This is a genomic window from Rhizobium sp. SU303 (genome assembly GCF_021052345.1).
GTDB classification, from domain to species: domain Bacteria; phylum Pseudomonadota; class Alphaproteobacteria; order Rhizobiales; family Rhizobiaceae; genus Rhizobium; species Rhizobium laguerreae.
In genome coordinates, this window is sequence record NZ_CP088096.1 from 1 (window position 1) to 20,309 (window position 20,309).

General features: G+C 58.8%; 19 protein-coding genes and 1 pseudogene. 16 read left to right on the forward strand and 4 right to left on the reverse strand.

From position 1 onward, the window contains the following. The 9 genes from repA to RlegSU303_RS24595 all read left to right on the forward strand — a co-directional run bounded on the left by repA (position 1) and on the right by RlegSU303_RS24595 (position 9,472). On the forward strand, positions 1-1,194 hold the full coding sequence (gene repA, locus RlegSU303_RS24555; protein WP_131718959.1) for a plasmid partitioning protein RepA: 1,194 nt from the start codon (positions 1-3) through the stop codon (positions 1,192-1,194). Positions 1,195-1,198: 4 nt separating this feature from the next. Continuing rightward, positions 1,199-2,200: a plasmid partitioning protein RepB gene (gene repB / locus RlegSU303_RS24560; RefSeq protein ID WP_094088179.1), complete on the forward strand. Its 1,002-nt coding sequence runs from the start codon at positions 1,199-1,201 to the stop codon at positions 2,198-2,200. Between the two features lie 154 nt (positions 2,201-2,354). Then, positions 2,355-3,659 carry a plasmid replication protein RepC gene (repC, locus tag RlegSU303_RS24565; RefSeq protein ID WP_094088178.1) on the forward strand — a complete coding sequence of 435 codons (1,305 nt, stop codon included), beginning with the start codon at positions 2,355-2,357 and terminating at the stop codon, positions 3,657-3,659. A gap of 113 nt (positions 3,660-3,772) precedes the next feature. Beyond that, a complete protein-coding gene (locus RlegSU303_RS24570) occupies positions 3,773-4,657 on the forward strand; it encodes a dihydrodipicolinate synthase family protein (RefSeq protein WP_094088177.1) in 885 nt (294 codons plus the stop codon). Between the two features lie 7 nt (positions 4,658-4,664). Further along, a complete protein-coding gene (locus tag RlegSU303_RS24575; protein WP_011648806.1) occupies positions 4,665-5,342 on the forward strand; it encodes a GntR family transcriptional regulator in 678 nt (225 codons plus the stop codon). Between the two features lie 55 nt (positions 5,343-5,397). Then, positions 5,398-6,726, forward strand: coding sequence for an ABC transporter substrate-binding protein (locus RlegSU303_RS24580; protein ID WP_027664815.1), 1,329 nt, complete (start codon positions 5,398-5,400; stop codon positions 6,724-6,726). Continuing rightward, positions 6,726-7,664: a carbohydrate ABC transporter permease gene (locus tag RlegSU303_RS24585; protein ID WP_131718958.1), complete on the forward strand. Its 939-nt coding sequence runs from the start codon at positions 6,726-6,728 to the stop codon at positions 7,662-7,664. Before RlegSU303_RS24580 ends, RlegSU303_RS24585 begins: the two co-directional genes overlap by 1 nt. Continuing rightward, positions 7,664-8,479, forward strand: a complete 816-nt coding sequence (locus RlegSU303_RS24590; RefSeq protein ID WP_017956614.1) for a carbohydrate ABC transporter permease — start codon at positions 7,664-7,666, stop codon at positions 8,477-8,479. The genes RlegSU303_RS24585 and RlegSU303_RS24590 overlap by 1 nt, the downstream gene beginning before the upstream one ends. Positions 8,480-8,497: 18 nt before the next feature. Further along, positions 8,498-9,472, forward strand: a complete 975-nt coding sequence (locus RlegSU303_RS24595) for a sugar kinase (protein ID WP_094088175.1) — start codon at positions 8,498-8,500, stop codon at positions 9,470-9,472. Here RlegSU303_RS24595 and RlegSU303_RS24600 read toward each other — a convergent pair. Beyond that, positions 9,469-9,843, reverse strand: a pseudogene (locus tag RlegSU303_RS24600) (inorganic phosphate transporter); the annotation flags it as partial. The gene RlegSU303_RS24595 and the pseudogene RlegSU303_RS24600 sit on opposite strands and share 4 nt — an antisense overlap. A 376-nt stretch (positions 9,844-10,219) precedes the next feature. Here RlegSU303_RS24600 and ugpB point away from each other — a divergent pair. The 7 genes from ugpB (at position 10,220) to RlegSU303_RS24635 (ending at position 16,843) form a co-directional block, all read left to right on the forward strand. Beyond that, a complete protein-coding gene (ugpB, locus tag RlegSU303_RS24605) occupies positions 10,220-11,542 on the forward strand; it encodes a sn-glycerol-3-phosphate ABC transporter substrate-binding protein UgpB (RefSeq protein WP_094088174.1) in 1,323 nt (440 codons plus the stop codon). 65 nt (positions 11,543-11,607) lie between these two features. Beyond that, positions 11,608-12,492 carry a sn-glycerol-3-phosphate ABC transporter permease UgpA gene (gene ugpA, locus RlegSU303_RS24610; protein WP_094088173.1) on the forward strand — a complete coding sequence of 295 codons (885 nt, stop codon included), beginning with the start codon at positions 11,608-11,610 and terminating at the stop codon, positions 12,490-12,492. A gap of 12 nt (positions 12,493-12,504) precedes the next feature. After that, the gene (gene ugpE / locus RlegSU303_RS24615; protein ID WP_003562583.1) at positions 12,505-13,353 is read left to right on the forward strand and encodes a sn-glycerol-3-phosphate ABC transporter permease UgpE; all 849 of its coding nucleotides are present in this window, start codon (positions 12,505-12,507) and stop codon (positions 13,351-13,353) included. Position 13,354: 1 nt separating this feature from the next. Continuing rightward, a complete protein-coding gene (locus RlegSU303_RS24620; RefSeq protein WP_094088172.1) occupies positions 13,355-14,401 on the forward strand; it encodes a sn-glycerol-3-phosphate import ATP-binding protein UgpC in 1,047 nt (348 codons plus the stop codon). A gap of 55 nt (positions 14,402-14,456) precedes the next feature. Next, positions 14,457-15,206, forward strand: coding sequence for a glycerophosphoryl diester phosphodiesterase (locus RlegSU303_RS24625; RefSeq protein ID WP_094088171.1), 750 nt, complete (start codon positions 14,457-14,459; stop codon positions 15,204-15,206). A 9-nt stretch (positions 15,207-15,215) separates the two neighbouring features. Continuing rightward, on the forward strand, positions 15,216-16,001 hold the full coding sequence (locus tag RlegSU303_RS24630; RefSeq protein ID WP_094088170.1) for a DeoR/GlpR family DNA-binding transcription regulator: 786 nt from the start codon (positions 15,216-15,218) through the stop codon (positions 15,999-16,001). Further along, the gene (locus tag RlegSU303_RS24635) at positions 15,998-16,843 is read left to right on the forward strand and encodes an HAD-IIB family hydrolase (protein WP_094088169.1); all 846 of its coding nucleotides are present in this window, start codon (positions 15,998-16,000) and stop codon (positions 16,841-16,843) included. Before RlegSU303_RS24630 ends, RlegSU303_RS24635 begins: the two co-directional genes overlap by 4 nt. On the opposite strand, the gene RlegSU303_RS24640 is transcribed toward RlegSU303_RS24635, so the two are convergent. The 3 genes from RlegSU303_RS24640 to RlegSU303_RS24650 all read right to left on the reverse strand — a co-directional run bounded on the left by RlegSU303_RS24640 (position 16,801) and on the right by RlegSU303_RS24650 (position 19,926). Further along, positions 16,801-17,646, reverse strand: a complete 846-nt coding sequence (locus RlegSU303_RS24640) for a carbohydrate ABC transporter permease (RefSeq protein WP_094088362.1) — start codon at positions 17,644-17,646, stop codon at positions 16,801-16,803. The genes RlegSU303_RS24635 and RlegSU303_RS24640 overlap by 43 nt on opposite strands. Positions 17,647-17,651: 5 nt before the next feature. Beyond that, positions 17,652-18,590 (reverse strand): carbohydrate ABC transporter permease, encoded by a 939-nt coding sequence (locus RlegSU303_RS24645; protein WP_094088168.1) that lies wholly within the window; start codon positions 18,588-18,590, stop codon positions 17,652-17,654. 88 nt (positions 18,591-18,678) lie between these two features. Continuing rightward, positions 18,679-19,926: an ABC transporter substrate-binding protein gene (locus RlegSU303_RS24650; RefSeq protein ID WP_094088167.1), complete on the reverse strand. Its 1,248-nt coding sequence runs from the start codon at positions 19,924-19,926 to the stop codon at positions 18,679-18,681. Between the last annotated feature and the right edge of the window lie 383 nt (positions 19,927-20,309).

The window sequence follows — 20,309 nt, forward strand, 5'->3', positions numbered from 1 at the left end:
ATGCAGCCGAGTCTTGCTCTTCAAGACGATCAAGAGCACCTCCCATCGCTTCTGGCAACAGATGCGAAGGAGTTATCCTATCAACTTCAGCAGCATCAGGCAAAAATCTTTCCCCCGCTCTCGCAAAAGACCATCAGAACATTTTCGCCGGCGGAAGCTGCGGCCTTCATCGGCATCGGCGAAGGTTATCTCCGCCAGGTGGCCGCCGACGGCCATGGGCCCGATCCACTCGCAAACGGACGGCGGCTTTACAGTGCAACCGATATGGACCGGATTCGCCGGGTCCTCGACGAGCGAAACGGAACGCCGAAATATGTGCCGGCCCGCCGGCCGGGCGAAAAACTCCAGATCATCTCCGTCATGAATTTCAAGGGTGGCTCGGGCAAGACCACCACTGCGGCCCATCTGGCGCAGTTCATGGCGCTCAGGGGCTACCGCGTGCTCGCCGTCGACCTCGATCCGCAGGCCTCCTTGTCCGCCTTGTTCGGTCATCAGCCGGAGTTCGACGTCGGAGAGGGCGAAACGATCTACGGTGCGATCCGATATGAGGAGCCGCGCCCCATCGCCGACATCGTGCGCGCCACCTACACGCCCAATCTGCATCTCATTCCGGGCAATCTCGAGCTGATGGAATTCGAGCATGAGACCCCGAAAGCGATGGCGTCTGGTACGGCGGAGACGATGTTCTTTGCCCGCATCGGCGAGGTCCTGACGGAGATCGAAAGCCTTTACGATGTCGTGGTTATCGACTGCCCGCCGCAGCTGGGGTTCCTGACGATGTCGGCGCTCTGCGCGGCCACCTCGGTCTTGATCACGGTCCACCCGCAGATGCTGGATGTGATGTCGATGTCGCAGTTTCTGACGATGACGAGTGAGCTGATGTCCGTCGTGGAAAAGGCCGGCGGGCGCACCAGTTATGACTGGATGCGCTATCTCGTGACGCGGTTCGAGCCGAACGACGGACCGCAAAGCCAGATGACTGGCTTCATGCGGGCTATCTTCGGCAATCGAATGCTCCACAACGCCATGGTGAAGTCGACGGCGGTCGCCGACGCCGGCGTCACCAAGCAGACACTCTACGAGGTCGAGCGGGCGCAGTTCACACGCGGAACCTACGATCGGGCATTGGAGTCGCTCAACCTCGTGAACGGCGAGATCGAGGCGCATATTCGCTCGACCTGGGGGAGGAAATAGATAGATGGCGCGCAAAAACCTCATCGAAATTTCCGCTCCGAACCCGGCAAGGGCGGATGCGGTCGCGCCGCGCGACAATCGCCCCATCGCCGGATTCGTGCCGCAGGAGCGCAGTGCCGCGCCGGTCGGCGGCATTACCAAGACGCTTGGCAACATTACCGAGAAAATGGAGCGGGCGAGTGAGCTGGAACGGCAGCTTGCCACCGGCCAGACTATCGTCGAACTCGATCCCGGCCTGATCGACGCCTCCTTCGTCAGTGATCGATTGGCGATCGATGCGGCCGAACTCGCGCAGCTTGTCGAGCAGATCCGCGAGCACGGGCAGCAGGTTCCGATCCTTGTCCGCCCACATCCGGAAACGAGGGGACGCTACCAAGTCGCCTACGGCCATCGTCGTCTGGCTGCCGCCAGAGAAATCGGCATCAGGGTGCGCGCGGTCGTTCGCGATCTTACCGACGGTCAGCTGGTCGTCAGCCAGGGACAGGAAAACAGCGCTCGAACCAATCTTTCCTACATCGAGCGCGCGCTCTTCGCATCGCGGCTCGAGGAGCGCAGCTTTGGCCGCGATGTCATCATGGCGGCTCTCGGCGTGGACAAGGCGGCGCTGTCGAGAATGCTGATCGTCATACGACAGGTCCCGCTGGGGCTCGTCAACGTCATCGGTGCAGCACCTGATATCGGCCGCCGCCGATGGTTGGAACTGGGCGAGCGGCTTGAGAAAGCCGACGTCGAGAAGATCATCGCGGAGTTGTCCGCGGACGACGCGCGCAAAATTTCAAGCGACGAGCGGTTTCACCGGGCACTCGTTCTGGCAACGAAGAAGACGGCCGCGCCGAAGCCGGCGGTGGCCAAAACCCAGGTTAGTGGCGTGCCTGTCATGATCAAGAAGACAGCATCCGGTGCGACCTTCGTCTTCGACGGCAAGACCGCGCCCGGTTTCGATCAATTCGTCCAGGAAAGGCTGAAGGGCCTATTCCAGGAGTTCAACAAGGACAGAGGAGCGTAGCGCGCAAAAGAAAAAGGCCCCCAACGACGCCGTCGTGGAAGCCCTTCTCAGATCTTAAGCACATCGAGAATCGCATTTCCACGAATCACAGTCAAGCGTCTTAGGCACCAAATTGGTGGATGGTTTTCTTTTGCCTGAACGAAGGTGAAGGCAAATGGAGAGTGGATATGTGACGACGCCCTTCGGGCGGCGGCCGATGTCGCTTGGCATGCTGGCAAGCCAGCAACTGGCCGAGACCATCGAGCCGGGGATGAAACGCAGCAAATGGAAGCTGTTCAGGGCGATCTGCGAAGCACGGCCGGCGCTTGGCGTCACCGATCGGGCGCTGACGGTGCTCGACGCGCTTTTGACCTTCTACCCTGACGACGAAATCTCCGAGGAAAAGGGACTGATCGTCTTCCCGTCGAATGCGCAGCTTTCGTTGCGCGCTCGCGGCATGACCCCAGCCACCCTCAGGCGGCATCTTGCCGTTCTGGTCGAGGCAGGCCTGATCCTGCGCAAGGACAGCCCGAATGGAAAGCGCTATGCGCGCCGCGACAGGGCAGGTGCCATCGGCGAGGCCTTCGGCTTCAGCGTCGCACCGCTTCTGGCCCGTGCTGTCGAAATCGAAAGCCTGGCCGCCCAGGCGGTTGCCGACCGGGAGCTCTTACGGGTGACAAGGGAACGCCTGACGGTGTGCCGGCGCGACATTTCCAAACTGATCGCGGCGGCGCTCGAAGAAGGGGTTTCCGGTAATTGGGAAGGCATTTCGGCGATGTTTCGAGCGCTTCTTGCTCGAATTCCACGCGTGGCGACCGCCGAAGACCTCGCCCCGCTGCTCGACGAGATGGGGCTGCTGCGTGCAGAGATCGTCAACATGCTGGAAAGACGGATAAAAGCAAAAAAAATAGACGCCAATGAGTCTCAAATTGAGCATCACAAACAGAATTCAAATCCCAACTCCCTTTATGAACTTGAACCAAGCTTCGAAACGAAGCAGGGCGAAAAGGCAGCGGCCGATAACGACCCGAACGTCGGCCCGTCGGACGAACGAAGATTGAAACAGCAAAAGCCTTCCGGCGGGATGAGCAACAGGGCGGGGGGCGCGGCCGATCCGGGCGCCGGACCAAGCCTGAAATCCTTCCCGCTCGGCCTCGTCCTCCAGGCCTGCCCCAGTATTCTCGATTACGGGCCTGGCGGAAGCATCGGCAATTGGCGAGACCTGATGTCGGCCGCCGTCGTCGTGCGGTCGATGCTCGGCGTCAGTCCCTCGGCCTATGAGGAAGCCTGCTCGGGCATGGGGCCGGAAAACGCCGCAACCGTGATCGCCTGCATCCTGGAAAGGGGAGGGCACATCAATTCGCCCGGCGGTTATCTCAGAGATCTGACTCGAAGGACCGAGAGGGGCGAATTTGCGATCGGCCCGATGCTGATGGCGCTCGTGCGGGCGAACGGGCCAACGGCGAGGCATGCCAGTTGATCGTGAGAAAGCGACTGCCTCGATATTCGTGCAGCGAGGCAGCGCGCAATCACCTCTTTACATCTAACATGTTAGTTTGCTACACCTGATCCATTCTTTGGGAGGAAGCATATTTGACACAAAAATTCGGGCTCTCGGTCGCTCTTGCCACACCATTCGACAGCAATGGCGATATCGCGATTGGGGCGATGATCGAGCAGGCACGCCGAAGCCTCGCTGCAGGGTGCTCGAGTGTAACCCTGTTCGGGACGACGGGGGAAGGTTCTTCCATCGGCACGCGGGAACGTGAGCATGTTCTCGCTTCCTTGCTCGATAGTGGGATAGCCGCAAAGCAGATCATCGTCGGTGTGCTGGTCGACGCGGCCGAGGATGCGGCGATGCAGGCCGGCCATGCGCTTTCCAAGGGAGCCCGCAATATCCTTCTTGCTCCTCCTTCCTACTTCAAGAACGTCAGTGACGATGGCGTCTTCCAGTGGTTCTCGGCTGTCTTCGCCATCCTGGGCGACAAGGCGCGAGACATTATCGTCTACAACATTCCCTCGGTCACCATGGTTCCGCTGACTGTTTCGCTGATCGGCCGCCTGCGGACCGCCTTTCCCAACGTGGTAACGGGCGTCAAGGATTCCTCCGGCGATTGGCCTTTTACCGAAACGCTACTGAAGGCGCATGGCGATCTCGTCATCCTGGTGGGGGACGAACGTCACCTGGCGAAGGGCGTGCGGCTTGGCGGCGAGGGTGCGATCTCCGGCATGGCGAATTTCGTACCTCGCGAAGTCAAGCTGATGGCGGAGGAAGGAATGGACGATCCTCGCGTCGAGAATTTCGTGGACGAACTGCTGAAATTTCCGGTGACCGCCGCCGTGAAAGCGATGGTCGCTCACCTGACGTCGGATGAAATCTGGCTTGCGGTTCGACCACCACTCGTCTCAATATCCGGCGAAGGGCAGGCGCAACTCGCTCTTGCGTTCGACACTCTTTTCCGCTCGAAAGCGGCATAGGTCGGAGATGTTTCTGGGGGAGGCGATGGACGGAACGGACGAGCAGCCGACACTGCGGGAAAAGGCGTATGAGAGCTTCACACGCCACCTTCTTGCGCGTGACGTGCGCCCCGGCCAGTTCGTTTCGCAGCGTCGCCTCGTCGAGTTGACGGGGCTGACGCTTGGCGCCATCCGCGAACTCATCCCGAGGCTCGAAGCCGAAGGTCTGATCAAGACGGTGCCCCAACGGGGGTTGCAGATCGCTCATATCGATCTGAACCTCATTCGCGAGGCGTTCCAGCTGCGCGTCTTCCTGGAGAAGGAAGCGGTCGCGCTTTTCACCCGCTCTGCGTCTGACGAGACGGTCGCTGGGCTCCTGAAGCAGCATCGGGATATTGCCGACGCCATTCGAAACGGCGATGGATCGCACGAACTGGAAGTGCACGCGCAGGCTGTCGATTGGGGCATGCACGATGCTTTTATTGATGCTTTGGGAAATACCATCATCTCGAACGCCTACCGGGTGAACTCGATCAAGATGCGCCTGATCAGTCAGGACCGTTTTCGAATCGATGGTCACGTCGGACCTGTCATGGTTGAGCACCTGAAGGTGCTCGAGGCGATCGAACGACGATCGGCGGAGGACGCCGTCAACAGCCTTGTCGCACATATCAATCATGCAAGAGATCGTGCGCTCAGGATATAATCGGAAATAAACAGCCGGGGGTGAGGAGATCGCCGGCAAAAGGAGGAGGAATCACATGTCATCTTTTTTGAACCCGACGAGACGCGGCTTTCTGGCGGGTACGGCCGCTTTTGGCGCCAGCAGCATGCTCGGTGTCCGGTTGGCATCGGCTGCCGTCGATTGGAAGCGCTTTGCCGGCACGACGCTGGAAGTCAACCTGGTCAAGAGCCCGCGCAGCGAAATACTTCTGAAGTACTTGTCCGAATTCGAGGAGCTCACCGGCATCAAGGTCAATGCCGAAGCGACGCCCGAACAACAGCAGCGTCAGAAAACGACCATCGAGCTGAGCTCCGGCAAGCCCAGCTTCGATGTCGTGCACATGAGCTACCACGTCCAGAAGCGGCAGTTCGAAAAGGGGGGCTGGCTTGCCGATATCGGCGGTTTTCTCAAGGACCCGTCTCTGACCGACCCGTCTCTGGTTGAAAGCGACTTCGCCGAAGCCGGCCTGACTTTTGCCAGAGATCCGGACGGCGTTCTGCGTTCGCTTCCATTCTCGGTCGATTACTGGATCATCTACTGGAACAAGACGCTGTTCGAGAAGAAGGGGCTCGCCTACCCGACGACGTTCGAAGAACTCGCCAGTGCTGCGGAGGCGCTCACCGATCCTTCCACCAACACCTACGGCTTCGTCGCCCGCGGCCTGAAGAACGCCAATACGCCGGTCTGGACGTCGCTGCTGCTTGGGTATGGTTCGAGCCCGCTCGGTCCGGATGGCAAGCTGCGCACGACATCGCAAGAAGCGATCGATGCAGCCAAGCTCTATCAAAGACTGATGACCAAGACCGCCCCTCCCGGCGTTTCTGGCTTCAACTGGGCCGAGGCGCAGTCGGCCTTCCTGCAGGGCAAGATCGGCATGTGGCTGGACGGCGTCGGTTTTGCGCCGCCGATCGAGAATCCGGAAAAGTCGCGCGTCGTCGGCCAAGTCGGTTACGGCATCATGCCGAAAGGTCCGAAGGCACAGGCCGCGGGCACCTTCGGCGACGGCCTTGGCGTCGTCGCGGCAAGCCAGAAGAAAGAAGCCGGGTACCTCTTCTGCCAATGGGCAATTTCGCATGAAATGGGCGCACGTCTGCTGCAGGCCGGCGCCGGCGTTCCCTTCCGGCAGTCCGTCCTCGAGGATGCGAAGGTCCGCGAAGGCGTCAAGATGCCGGGCGCCTGGCTTGATGCCGTGGTCGGTTCCGGCAAGATCTCGCAGCTCGCGCTGCCGGTCATCATTCCGGTCACCGAGTTCCGCGACGTCTATGGTGTCGGTCTCACCAACATGATCGGCGGCGCCGATCCCGAAACCGAGCTGAAGGCAGCGACGGCACAGTTCGAACCCGTCCTGGCGAAAAGCGAGGGATAATGGCCTCGACAAGCATCGAAACGGCCGCAGTGGCCAAGACGTCGAAAGGGAGGAGCAAACCGGACCGGTTTGCTCCCAACTACTGGCCTTTCGTCATCCCGGCGCTGATCGTCATTGCGGCCGTCATCGTTTTTCCATGGGTGTTTACGCTTTGGATGAGCGTCAACAGCTGGACGCTTGGCCAGTCCCAGGTCTTTGCGGGATTGGACAACTATGCCCGGCTGGTCGTGGACATGCGCTTCTGGGACTCGCTGTGGCATACGGTGCTCTATACGACGCTTTCCGTGGTGGCCCCCCTTTTTCTAGGGACGCTCGCCGCGCTGATCTTCGATGCTCAATTTCCGTTGCGCGGTCTTATTCGCGGCATATTCGTGATGCCGATGATGGCCACGCCCGTGGCCATCGCACTCGTCTGGACGATGATGTACCATCCGCAGCTCGGCGTCCTCAACTATCTCCTCTCCTTCATCGGCATCGGCCCGCAGGAGTGGATCTACAATCAGAGCAGCGTCATCCCGTCGCTGGTACTGGTCGAGACCTGGCAGTGGACGCCGCTTATCATGTTGATCGTGCTCGGCGGTCTGGCGGCGGTTCCGCGTGAGCCCTATGAAAGTGCTGAAATCGACGGAGCCAATGTCTGGCAGAAATTCCGCTATCTGACGCTGCCGATGATCGCACCGTTCCTGATGATTGCCGTGATCATCCGCAGCATCGATGCGGTGAAAAGTTTCGACATCATCTATGCCATGACCCAGGGCGGCCCGGGCACAGCGTCGGAGACGATCAACATCTATCTCTACAACACCGCTTTCGCCTACTACGATATCGGCTATGGCTCGGCCATGGCGGTCGTCTTCTTCATCCTCATCGTCCTGCTCTCCTTCATCCTTATGATGCTCCGGCAGCGCGTGAACTGGTCCGACGGGGAGGCACGCTGATGAAGCGCAAGACGCTCGATCGCATCGGACTGCTGTTTGTCGCCCTGGTGATGATCTCGCCGGTCGTCCTGTTCTTCCTCTGGATGATCTCGCTGTCGCTGAAATATGAGATCGACAACGGTGCCTACCCGCCGATCTTCATTCCGGAACGCTTCGCCTGGTCGAACTATCTGAAAGTCTTCCAGGAGAACAACTTCTTCCTCTATCTCTGGAATTCGGTGCTAGTGACGGGCGCGGCCACGCTTCTGGCGCTGTTGATCGGCGTGCCGGCCGGATATGGCATCGCGCGCCTGAAGGCCGAGAAGTCTGCCATGGTCATCATGATCGCGCGCATGACGCCCGGCCTTTCCTTCCTGATCCCGCTTTTCCTGCTGTTTCAGTGGCTGAACCTGCTCGGCACGCTCCTGCCGCAAATCATCATCCATCTCGTCGTCACCGTGCCGATCGTCGTGTGGATCATGATCGGTTATTTCGAGACGACGCCGATGGAGCTGGAGGAGGCTGCAAGCATCGACGGCGCAACACCCTGGCAGGTTTTCCGGCTGGTCGCCTTGCCGATCGCCAGGCCGGGCATCGTCGTCGCCTTCATCCTGTCGGTCATCTTCTCGTGGAACAACTTCGTCTTCGGCATCGTGCTTGCCAGCCGCGAGACGCGCACGCTTCCCGTCGCGGTCTATAACATGCTCTCTTTCGAACAGGTCAGTTGGGGTCCGCTCGCCGCAGCCGCATTGATCGTCACCTTGCCCGTGCTGATATTGACGGTGTTTGCGCAACGGCAGATCGTGGCGGGTCTGACGGCCGGAGCCGTCAAGTAAGCGGGTGAGACAAAGGCTTTGACGACTTCTTCTGCCTTCGAAGCGCCTCCCGGTCCGGCGCGCCGCGTTCTTTGTGTCGGCGCGGCGGTGATGGATACCCTGTTTCGGGTGCGCACGTTGCCGACCGGCCAGGGCAAAATTCTGCCCTACGACATGCTGCAGATCGCCGAGGGCATGGCGTCGAGCGCCGCCTTTGCGGTCGCCCGGCTGGGCGGCGATGCCAGCCTCTGGGGCGCAGTCGGCAATGATGCCATCGGCGAACGGATCATTGCCGACCTCAGCGAGAGCGGCATAGACACGAGCGGCATGCTGCGTGTCGAAGGCGCCCGCTCGGCCATCTCGACCATTCTCGTCGATGATCAGGGCGAGCGCCTGATTGTGCCTTTCTACGATGCGGGCCTGCACGAGACGGTCAAGCCGGTCACAAGAGAGGACGTTTCTTCTTTCGATGCGGTGCTGGTCGACGTCCGGTGGCCGAAGCTTGCGTTGCGGACGCTGTTGGCCGCCCGAGAGGCGGGCAAGCCGGCCATTCTCGATGGCGATGTCGCAGGCGATGGCGTAATCGAGATGCTTGCACCGGCGGCCAGCCACATCGTATTCTCGCAGCCGGCCGCCGAGCGCCTTGCGGGTGCAGCCGAGCTGGTGAAGGTCGTCGGCCTTCTGAAACGAAAGTTCGAGCAAGCTTTCATCAGCGTCACGGCGGGCGAAAATGGCTCTTTCTGGTTCGATGACCGAACCGGCGAAATCGCCCATCTTGCCGCTCCGAAGGTGAGGGCGGTCGATACGCTCGCAGCCGGCGATATCTTTCATGGCGCTTTCGCGCTGGCTGCCGCCGAAGGCTTGCCGATCGAAGAGACGATGCGCTGGGCATCCATAGCGGCGGCGCTCAAATGCCAGGTATTCGGCGGTCGCACCGGCGCGCCCAGCAGAGCCGAGGTCCGCGATGGCCTGCGGGATTGGGACGTGCCGATGACCAGGATGAGGGATCGTTAATGGAAGAGGTCCGAAAGCCAATAGCCTAAGGCTGAAGCGATCGCAGCGACGGCAAGTGTGGCAACCCGGGCAACAACAATGTTGCCCGCCAAGCCCCAGCGGTGATCGCATGTGTGGTCGAAACCGGGATGCCTAGCCAGGTTGGGCCAACCAATGTCAGAGCTCCGCCTGTTTCGGCACAAAAGCCCTGCATTGGGTTGAGACGCGTAATCTTCCCCATACAATCCGCCATGGGATCGAAAAGCGTACCGAGTGCAATTGCACTTTTACATGGAATCATCCGCCAAGTATCCTTGCGATATCAAACATCGTCTTTTGAGTGTCATTGCCCCATGGCCGAGGGAATAGAGAGAGGCGGACACAAACTGGAGGGTTTCGGCCACACCGACGACGGTCTTTGCGTGTTGGGTGAGCAAACCGAAGAAGCGATCTGCCCGCGGCATCAGTTTTCGGAAACCAGTTCAGCATCTGCGCTCCATCGAGTGTCGCAAAACTGCTACAAGCACGCCGCTGCCCGTGAAAAGCCGTTAACGACCCAAGCGAGCCATCCCAAAGCTGGGTCAGCGCGCGCAAATCGATCGGCCACTCAACTCATACTTCCAGCCAGCCGCCCTTTATGACCGTCGGGGCTTGGTGTCATCATATGTTCATATGAACATTTCATATTTGCAAAGTGAAACTCGCCTGTTACGATCGGCTCATGTTCGTAGCGGGAGGCTATGAACCGACAAACAAGTGGGAGTGAGGATGAACAAGATCGCTTTTTTCCTGTCCGCAGGACTGACCAGCCTTTCGTTATCCGTTCCGGCCATGGCCGCCACGAAGATCCAGTGGTGGCACGCAATGGGTGGCGAGAATGGCGCGAAGCTTGAACAGATCGCCAAGGGGTTCAACGCGTCGCAGTCCGATTATGAGATCGTGCCGGTCTACAAAGGTACCTATGATGAGACGTTGACCGGCGCCATTGCTGCGTTCCGCGCCAACCAGCAGCCCGCAATCGTACAGGTCTATGAAGTCGGCACCGGCACGATGATGGCAGCACAAGGCGCGGTCTATCCCGTCTACCAGTTGATGAAGGACGAGGGGGAGGCCTGGGACCAGAGCAAATTCATTGCGCCGGTCGTCGGCTACTACTCGGACACCAGCGGCAACGTCTTGTCCTTGCCGTTCAATTCCTCGACGCCGATCATGTATTACAACAAGGATGTCTTCAAAAAGGCGGGGCTCGATCCGGAAACACCGCCGAAAACATGGGCGGACGTCGAAGCCTTCTCACGGACGATCATGAAGTCCGGTGCAGCCAAATGCGGCTTTACCAGCGCCTGGATCTCCTGGATTCAGACCGAAAACCTCAATGCCTTGCATGACAAACCCTACTCCACCAAGGCCAACGGTTTTGGCGGCTTGGATGCGGAATTCACCTTCAACAACGATCTGACGGTCCGCCATTGGGACAATCTGAAGAAGTGGCAGGACGAGGGGCTCTTCAAATTCGGCGGGCCTGGCGGCGGCGATAACGCTCCTCCGATGTTCTATTCGCAGGACTGCGCGATGTACATGAATTCCTCGGCCGGCCGGGCCGGCGTCATCAACAACGCAAAGGCTTTCAAGGTCGGGTTTGCGCCGCTTCCCTACTATGACGACGTCATTCCGCAGCCGCTCAATTCGATTATCGGCGGCGCCACGCTCTGGACGCTGAAAGGCCGCCCGGAAGAGGAGTACAAGGGCGCCGCGAAATTCTACACCTACCTGCAGAAGCCGGAAGTTCAAGCCGATTGGCATCAGTTCTCCGGCTATCTGCCGATAACCGAGGCTGCGTATAAGCTTGGCCAGGACCAGGGCTATTACGAGAAGAATCCCGGAGCAGATATCGGCATCAAGCAGCTGACGCGGGTAACACCCACCGACAATTCGAAGGGTATCCGGTTCGGCAACTACGTCCAGGTGCGTGGTATCATCGACGATGAGTTTGCAGCCTTGCTGGGCGGGAAGAAGACGGCGAAGGAAGCGGTTGATTCCGTGGTCGCACGAGGCAACGAACAGCTTCGCGATTTCCAGTCGGCCAACTAATGGGCTCTGCGACGGGGGCTGGTGAGAGACCGGCCCCCGTTTCCCATCCGTCAGTGTGAGGCCCCATGCAAACCAAACGGACCGTATTTCCCAACAAGCTTTTGCCTTACCTGCTCATCGCACCCCAAATTTTCGTGACCGTAGTATTTTTCCTCTGGCCCGCGGCGACTGCGTTCTGGCAATCTTTCCTGCGCCAGGATGCCTTCGGCTTCAAAACGAATTTCGTCTGGTTCGAAAACTATCGCCGGCTCTTTGCCGATCCGATCTACATCAATGCCTTCGGCCACACGCTCGTCTTCGCCATTCTCGTGACGGTCCTGTCGACGGCGATCGCGTTGCTCCTGGCTGCAGCGGCTATGCGCGTGTTGCGCACCTCTCGAATTTATTCGACCCTGCTCATCTGGCCCTATGCCGTCGCTCCCGCGATCGCCGGCATTCTTTGGTGGTTCATGTTCAATCCGTCGATCGGTATCGTCGCCTATATGTTGCGGGCGATGGGAATCAACTGGAACCACCTAATCAATCCCGATCACGCCATGGTCCTGATCGTGATCGCGGCGACGTGGAAGCAGATATCCTATAACTTCTTGTTCTTCTTGGCTGCGCTGCAATCCGTCCCGCGCTCGCTTCAGGAAGCCGGGGCCATCGACGGAGCCGGTCCAGTGAAGCGTTTCTGGACGATCGTGTTCCCGCTGATCTCACCGACGACCTTCTATCTGATCGTCATCAACATCGTTTACGCGATGTTCGATACGTTCGGCATCATTCATGCGACCACCCAGGGCGGACCGGCGCGGGCAACCGAGATCCTTGTCTACAAGGTCTATTTCGACGGCTTCATCGGACTGAATTTGGGCTCGTCGGCGGCGCAGTCGGTCATTCTCATGGTGATGGTCATCGCTCTGACCGCGGTCCAATTCCGCTTCATCGAACGCCGCGTGCAATATTGAGGAATCCCGAGGATGGTTGAAAATCGCCCTTTCCTGAATTTCCTGGCGCACCTTGTCCTCATCATCGGCGTCACCATCGTCGTATTTCCGGTCTACGTGGCGTTCATCGCATCGAGCCACGGCCCAAACGACTTCCTGTCAGGCGTCGTGCCGCTGACACCGGGAAGCCATATCATCGAGAACTATTCGACGATGCTGTCATCGGGAATGACAAGCTCCGGGGCGCCGCCGATCGGGCCGATGATGATCAACTCGCTGATCATGGCGGTTGGCGTCGCCGTCGGGAAGATCGCTATTTCGATCCTTTCGGCCTTCGCCATCGTCTATTTCCGGTTTCCGTTCCGGACCTTGGCATTCTGGATGATCTTCATCACGCTGATGCTGCCGGTGGAGGTGCGCATCGTGCCGACCTATAAAGTCGTCGCCGACCTTGGAATGCTGAACAATTACGGCGGCCTCATCATTCCGCTGATCGCGTCGGCAACCGCAACCTTCCTGTTTCGCCAGTTCTTTCTGACAGTCCCTGACGAACTCATGGAGGCTGCCCGTGTCGATGGGGCGGGGCCGATGAAGTTCTTCCGCGATATCCTGCTGCCGCTGTCGATCACCAACATCGCCGCGTTGTTCATCATCCTGTTTGTGCTCGGCTGGAACCAGTATCTGTGGCCGCTCATCATAACGACCGACCAGAGCTTCTATACCGTCGTAATGGGAATCCAGCGCATGGCAGCGGTTGCCGATGCCGAGCCGCGCTGGAACCTTGTGATGGCAGCCGTCATTCTGGCTGCCCTACCACCCGTCCTCGTCATCGTCGCCATGCAACGCCTTTTCGTCAAAGGCCTGGTCGAAACGGAGAAGTGAAATGGCAACGATCAACATCATCGACGTCAAGAAGAATTATGGTGCCGTTCCGGCGGTCAAGGGTATCAACCTGTCTGTTGCAGACGGCGAACTCATCGTCCTCGTCGGCCCCTCCGGCTGTGGCAAATCAACCCTGCTTCGTATGATTGCGGGGCTGGAAACCATCAGCGAGGGTCATGTCGAAATTGCCGGCCGCAATGTCAACAAGGCAGAACCGGCCGACCGCGATATCGCCATGGTCTTTCAAAATTACGCGCTTTATCCGCATATGACCGTACGCGGAAATCTCGAATATGGTTTGAAAAATCGCGGTACCGAACGGGCGGAAATTAACCGCCGCGTGGCGGAGGCGGCCGAGATCCTCGAGATCGGGCCGATGTTGGATCGTAAACCTCGCGAACTCTCCGGCGGGCAGCGCCAACGTGTTGCGATGGGGCGCGCCATCGTTCGTGAGCCGGCCGCCTTCCTTTTCGATGAGCCTTTGTCCAATCTCGATGCCAAATTGCGGGTGCAGATGCGTGTTGAAATACGCCGGCTGCAACGGCGCCTGAAGACCACCAGCATCTACGTCACACATGACCAGCTTGAAGCGATGACGCTGGCAGACCGGCTGGTCGTGATGAATGGAGGACTTGTCGAACAGGTCGGCACGCCCGTGGCGGTCTACGATCGCCCGGCGAGCCTGTTTGTTGCCAGCTTCATCGGCTCGCCGCCTATGAATCTCGTGCCGATCGACGTCCTCAGGGCAGCCGACAGCGCAAATGCCCTGGCATTGCCCGCCGGCACCGACATGGTCGGCCTTCGCCCGGACGCTTTGCTTGTCACCAAACCGGTAGAGCCTTCCGTTCGTCTCAATGCAACGGTCGAATTGCTCGAGCCAATCGGGGGAGAAAGCCATCTGCATGTGCGATTGGGAGGGAGTCAGCAGACGGTCGTCCTGACCGTACCGGGTCGTCCGGATTTTGCCGAGAATGCGAATATCGACGTCTTCGCACGTGTCGGCGCGATGCATCCTTTCAACAGCGATACCGGAAAACGCACAGATTGACTCCGATTTATTATTTCTCCATCCCACCGCAGACGACGACGAAAGAGATGAGACGATGACGACCGTAGAGCCGCGATCCGGCCCGAGACGCAGTGAGGTGCAGGCGCATCGGGGCGCCTCTGCCATTGCGCCCGAGAATACCATTGCCGCTTTCCGGGCGGCCGCCGAACAAGGCGCGGAGTGGGTCGAACTCGATGTTGCACTTCTTGCAGACGGTACTCCGGTCGTCATCCACGACGTGTCCATCGATCGCTGTTCGTCGTCGAAGGGAAATCTTGCCGACCTCACCGCGTCGGATCTCGACGCCATCGACGCCGGCTCGTGGTTCAGCCCGAAATTCAAAGGCGAACCACTGCCGACGCTGGCCCGCGTTGTTTCGGCGCTGGGCGAACTCGGCCTCAACGCCAATGTCGAGATCAAGCAGCATGCCCATCACAAGTCACTCGGCCAGCTGGTCAAGGTCGTTGATCAACACCTGAAGGCGCGGGCAGAGCATACCAAGATCATGATCTCGAGCTTTGATGCCGCTGCGCTGAAGGGAATGCACGAGATCGATCAAAGCTACGAACTCGCCATGCTGTGGAGCAAGTTGCCTGCGGATTGGCTGGATGTCCTTCGGTTGATTCCCGCAAAGACCATCCATCTCGACTACAAGGTTCTGAGTATCGGGTTTCTCGAAGAGGCTGTTCGTCGTGGCATCAAGATACGGGCTTGGACCTGCAACGATCCCGGGCGGCTCGCATCGTTTTGGGATGTGGGTTTGACCGGTGTGATAACAGACGACCCCAGTCTCTACCTCAGGTAAGGAGCGGCGATGGGGCAGCGGATCATATCGAGCCGGCAACGTGAGATCCTCGCGCTGATCGAGACGGAAGGTGTTCAGTACATCGAGGAACTGGCACGTCGATACGATCTGACGACGCAGACGATCCGGCGCGATATCAATGCATTATGCGATCTCGGGCACGCGCGCCGCTTTCACGGCGGCGTCGATCTGCCGGTCGAAGGCAGCAACATCTCGCTCAATGCTCGCGCCCAGCTCAATCGGCGCGCCAAGCGGCTTATCGCCAAGCGTGTCGCTTCCGATATAGGTGCAGACGCGACAGTGTTTCTCGGGATCGGCAGTACGGTTCGCTTCGTTGCCGAGGCGCTGCGTGATCATCAGGGCCTGACGGTGATCACCAACAACATCCACGTCGCCTTGAGCCTTTGCGACGCGCCGAGCGTCGAGGTCCATTTGACGGGCGGTCTTTTGCGTCACGATGACCGCGACGTGGTCGGAACGGATGTGATCAGGTTCGTCGAAAAATTCTATGCGACTTACGCAATCGTCGGCGCAGGCGCGTTGAGCCCGCTTAACGGACTGATGGACTTCAGCTACAGCGAAGCCCAGATCACCAATGCCCTGCTGGAGAATTCACAAACGCAGATCCTGGCCGCGGACGTCAGCAAGTGGACGCGCAACGCTTCCGTGCGTGTGGCGCCATTCAGCAAACTCACCCGTTTCTACACCGATCGGCTGCCTGGCGAAGCGGCCGCCGCCAATGCTCTCGCCGAGAGCGGCTTGGACGTGGTCACATGCAGCGAGGATATGACATGAGCTATGTAGACCTAGCGCCATCAGTTCGTGAGTTGCAGGATGTGCGCTATCTGTTCACCGACATCGACGATACGCTGACCACCGAAGGCAAGTTACTGCCGCAAACCTACGAAGCTCTCTGGGATCTCAGCCGGGCGGGCATTGCCATCGTGCCGGTCACGGGCGGCTCCGCCGGATGGTGCGAACATATCGTTCGTGCCTGGCCGGTAGCCGCGGTCATCGGCGAAAGTGGCGCATATTGTGTCACCCGTCAGGACGGCGCAGTCGTCTTCGACTATTGGGAGGACGCCACCCTGCAGGCTGAACGCCAGGGCCAGCATCTCCAGGCAATCAAAGAGCTGCTCTCTCAGGGGAGCAAGACCTTCAGAATTGCCCACGATCAGGTCTTCCGGCTGGCGGACGTCGCGATCGATATCCAGGGTCACGACCGGCGTGAGGTCGAGGACCTCGCGTCCAGTATAAGCGCCATTGGCGGAACGGTTGCGATCAGCTCCATTCACATCAACACGTGGATCGGGGATTACAACAAGCGGTCGATGAGCGAACGCGTTCTAACCGAGATATTCGGTATCGACTCGGCTGAAACTCCCGCCGTTACCGCCTTTGTCGGCGACTCTCGAAACGATGCGCCAATGTTCGGCTTTATCCGCAACTCCTTCGGGGTCAACAACATCATCCCGGTGCTTTCACAATTGCAATACGCGCCGAAATGGGTCTCTTCGCAGCCCGCCGGGCTTGGCTTTGCCGATATTGCCCAAACCATCTTGGACGCGGCTGGCGCAGGTTCTGAGACGTCTCGTCAGCTTTTGACTGAGCCGGCGGTCATGCCTGCCAGGAAGTAGCGTTGAGCAACCAGGTAAAGGACCAGAAGGGGAAGGGAACCGAGCACGCTCATCGCCATCATCTCGTTCCATTCGAAGGCGTGCTGGCCCATCAGAAGCTGGATGCCGATCGGCACGGTTCTGAGGTCCATCGACTTTGTCAGCGTCAGCGCAAAGAGGAATTCGTTCCAGGCCAGCAGGAAGGTGTAGACCGCGGTGGCGACGATCCCGGGGATGGAAACGGGAACGATTACGCGCCAAAGCGCCGTCCAGCTTGAACCGCCGTCCACCAAGACGGCCTCGTCCAGCTCTTTCGGCAGGGTGTTGAGATAGCCTGTCATCAGCAGGATGGCATAAGGCAGCGTGAAGACCATGTAGGTGAGGATCAGCGCCAGATAAGTATCGAAGATCCTGAAGGCGACCACCATTCCGAAATAGGGGATGAGAAGGGTGATCGGCGGAACGGTCTGGGTGCTGATGATGAAGATGTTCAAGGTGTTCTTGAACCGGAACTGATAGCGGCTGAAGCCGTAGGCGGTTACGATCGCGACGACCAGGGTCAGGCCGGTGACGACGCCGGCGACGAAGTAGCTGTTGATGAAGAACCGCACTTTCACTGGATCGTTGAAGATCGTCAGATAGGCGGCCACGGTAAAATCATCCGGCAACAGCCGCGGCGGAAGGGCGAAGATTTCCGTATTCGACTTCAGCGAACTGAAAAACATCCACACGATCGGAAAGGCCGAAAAGACAAGGCCGATCGCCAGGCCGAGATAGGTCAGGATGGTCGGCAATACCGAGCTCTTGAAGGAACGCTTTGCCATGGCGATCACCTGCGCTGCTGGTGTTTGATGTAGAAGTAGGTGACGCTCATCGAGATGATGAGGATGATCATCGCGCTCGCCGAAGCCAGCGAGAATTCGTACTGGGAGAAGGCGAGCTTGTAGGTGAAGGTGGAGAGCACTTCCGTCGAATAGATCGGGCCGCCGCCCGTCGTCATCCATACGAGTGGAAAAACCTGCATCGTCCAGATGAAATCGAGGAGCGCGATGCTGATGATGATCGGCATCAGCTGCGGAATGGTGATGTACCAGAATTTTTGGATTTCGTTGGCGCCATCGATACCGGCTGCCTCGTAGAGCTCCTTCGAAATGCCCTGGAGGCCGGCGAGCAGGCTGACCATGTAGAGCGGATAACCTGCCCAGATATTTGCAAAGGTCAAAGCGTGGATGGCGGTGCGCGTCGAGGAGAACCACTCGACCTTGAAGTTGATGATATGGAGCGCCATCAGCACGCTGTTGACGACGCCGTTCGGGTCGAGCAGCAGGCGCCAGATGATGGCGATGATGACCGCCGTGAACAGCCAGGGCAGGATGAAGAGCACGCGCAGGATGCTGCGAATGAGCGGATCGACGCGGTTGGTGTTCAACAGCAGCGCGAAGGCCAGTCCGATGATGAAGTGAAAGATGACGCTCATGATCGTGAAATAAAGCGTCTGCACGACCGACTGCCAGAAGACCGGATTCTCGAAGATCGTGATATAATTCTGGACGCCCGCGAAGGCAGCGTCCTTTTTCATGATGGCGCCGTCCATCAGTGAATATTTGAAGACCATCACCATGGGAAACAGCATCAGCAGGACAAGCAGCAGGGTCGCCGGCGAAACGTAGAAATACGGCACCAGCTTCCTCAAGGTGCTGTAACGAAGCCATCCTTTTCTTCGCGCTTTGGCTTGCGCGGCGACCAGAGCCGTAGCCGAATGATTCATGAGCTGTGACTTTCTATTCTGCCGAAATTTGACGACTTGCACCGGCAGCGCCTGGTTGCGCTGCCGGTGATCCGTGAAAGCGACGTGTTTAGAACTTCGCCAGCCAAGCCTTCTCGGTATTGGCAGCTGCCTCCTTGGCTGACTGCCCGCCGTCGAACATCTTCTGAACTTCGACGTTCATGTCGCGCATCAGCTCTTCGGCAACCGGAAGGCCGACGAATTCGTTCGCGGGATAACCGCTCTGGAAGATTTTGAAGGCTTCCGCGAAAATCGGGTCCGAGGCCACGAAGTCCGGCTTGGCATGGACGTTGCCGGGGAAGGCATTGGCAATCGAGACGAGACGGCCGTTGACGTCAGGGCTCATCAGGTATTCGACGAGCTTCCAGGCTTCTTCCTTGTGCTGGCTGCCCTCGCTGATGCCGATGCCCCAGGAGGCATAGGGCATGCCGCGCTTGCCGGTGTAGCCGTCAGTGGCCGGCAAGGCGGAGATGCCGAAATTGAGCTTCGGATTACGCTCGCGGATGAGGTTCACATGGGCGAGGGAATCCACCATCATTCCGACGCGGCCATTGACGAATTCCTCGACCTTGTCCTGTTCCTTCTTGGCAAAAATGCCGGGAGAAATAACGCCTTCCTTGTTGAGGGAAGCGATGTAGTCGAGCGTGCCGACGACGGCTTCATTTTCGAGGTCAGGCTTGCCGTCCTTCAGCATCGAGGCGCCGGAGGCCCAGACCCAGGACATGACGTCGTTCTGGATTCCGCTCGGAGACTGCAGCGATAGCGGCAGGACCCAGCCGTACTGGTTCTTCGAGGCGTCGGTCATTTTCTTCGCGGCTTCGGCAAATTCCGTGCGCGTGGCCGGCAGCTTGTCGACGCCGGCGGCCTTGGCGATATCCAGGTTGACGAAGACGGGGTAGACGAAGGATGCCAGCGGGAACATCACGCTCTTGCCATCGATCTTGACGATATCGGTGATCTGGCTCTTGTCGTATTTCGCCTTCTCCATCAGTTCGTCCATGGAGGCGATTGCGCCCTGCTTGGAGAGCCCGTTTACCCACGCACCATCGAGGCCCACCACGTCGCTCAGCGTTCCGGAGGCTGCGCCGACGACGATCTGGTCACGCGTTGTGGCATAGGGACCGCTGACCAGCGTCACCTTGATGCCTGGGTTTTTGGCTTCGAAATCGTTCATGATGCCGCGCAGAGCGCCCGACGGCATTTCGGGTTCCCACCATTGAATGAACTCGATGGTGGTGTCGGCAAACGCCGATGTGGCGCAGAGTGCCCATACCGCCACGGCAGCCCGCATCGTCACGCCGAATTTTCTGATATTCATCTGTGCCTCCCAAAGATTGTCAGTTAATCGATCCTCCTCAAGATCGTAGGCAAAGTAGGTTCCCTGACGCCCCTGTCTGTCAATGAAGAACTGCGATCAGGAAAAGATGGGAGGCTGGCATTCACGGCCCGTGATGCGTTAAATCATTGATAAAAAATCATAAAATTGATTGACATCATCAGTGTTTTTCTGCAGCATTTGTATTGCTTGTGACGCATTTTTTCTTTACTTTCGTAAACAAATGAAAGTTTACCCAACAAAATGAAAAGCGTGGCACCCGGCTTCTTCATTGCAAATTTTCGAATTTTGGGTGCCGAAACAAGCGCCTTTTGCAACCACGCGGCGCAGACTGCAAAAGTCGCAAATGGAGGGAATATTTCGAT

Bases quoted from the DNA above. Each gene is read 5' to 3' on its own strand.
- RlegSU303_RS24650 (WP_094088167.1), bottom strand. From the start codon at position 19,926: ATGAATATCAGAAAATTCGGCGTGACGATGCGGGCTGCCGTGGCGGTA.
- ugpA (WP_094088173.1), top strand. From the start codon at position 11,608: ATGCAAACCAAACGGACCGTATTTCCCAACAAGCTTTTGCCTTACCTG.
- RlegSU303_RS24630 (WP_094088170.1), top strand. From the start codon at position 15,216: ATGGGGCAGCGGATCATATCGAGCCGGCAACGTGAGATCCTCGCGCTG.
- repC (WP_094088178.1), top strand. From the start codon at position 2,355: ATGGAGAGTGGATATGTGACGACGCCCTTCGGGCGGCGGCCGATGTCG.
- repB (WP_094088179.1), top strand. From the start codon at position 1,199: ATGGCGCGCAAAAACCTCATCGAAATTTCCGCTCCGAACCCGGCAAGG.
- RlegSU303_RS24645 (WP_094088168.1), bottom strand. From the start codon at position 18,590: ATGAATCATTCGGCTACGGCTCTGGTCGCCGCGCAAGCCAAAGCGCGA.
- RlegSU303_RS24590 (WP_017956614.1), top strand. From the start codon at position 7,664: ATGAAGCGCAAGACGCTCGATCGCATCGGACTGCTGTTTGTCGCCCTG.
- RlegSU303_RS24625 (WP_094088171.1), top strand. From the start codon at position 14,457: ATGACGACCGTAGAGCCGCGATCCGGCCCGAGACGCAGTGAGGTGCAG.
- repA (WP_131718959.1), top strand. From the start codon at position 1: ATGCAGCCGAGTCTTGCTCTTCAAGACGATCAAGAGCACCTCCCATCG.
- RlegSU303_RS24585 (WP_131718958.1), top strand. From the start codon at position 6,726: ATGGCCTCGACAAGCATCGAAACGGCCGCAGTGGCCAAGACGTCGAAA.
- RlegSU303_RS24635 (WP_094088169.1), top strand. From the start codon at position 15,998: ATGAGCTATGTAGACCTAGCGCCATCAGTTCGTGAGTTGCAGGATGTG.
- RlegSU303_RS24580 (WP_027664815.1), top strand. From the start codon at position 5,398: ATGTCATCTTTTTTGAACCCGACGAGACGCGGCTTTCTGGCGGGTACG.
- RlegSU303_RS24620 (WP_094088172.1), top strand. From the start codon at position 13,355: ATGGCAACGATCAACATCATCGACGTCAAGAAGAATTATGGTGCCGTT.
- RlegSU303_RS24640 (WP_094088362.1), bottom strand. From the start codon at position 17,646: ATGGCAAAGCGTTCCTTCAAGAGCTCGGTATTGCCGACCATCCTGACC.
- ugpE (WP_003562583.1), top strand. From the start codon at position 12,505: ATGGTTGAAAATCGCCCTTTCCTGAATTTCCTGGCGCACCTTGTCCTC.
- ugpB (WP_094088174.1), top strand. From the start codon at position 10,220: ATGAACAAGATCGCTTTTTTCCTGTCCGCAGGACTGACCAGCCTTTCG.
- RlegSU303_RS24575 (WP_011648806.1), top strand. From the start codon at position 4,665: ATGTTTCTGGGGGAGGCGATGGACGGAACGGACGAGCAGCCGACACTG.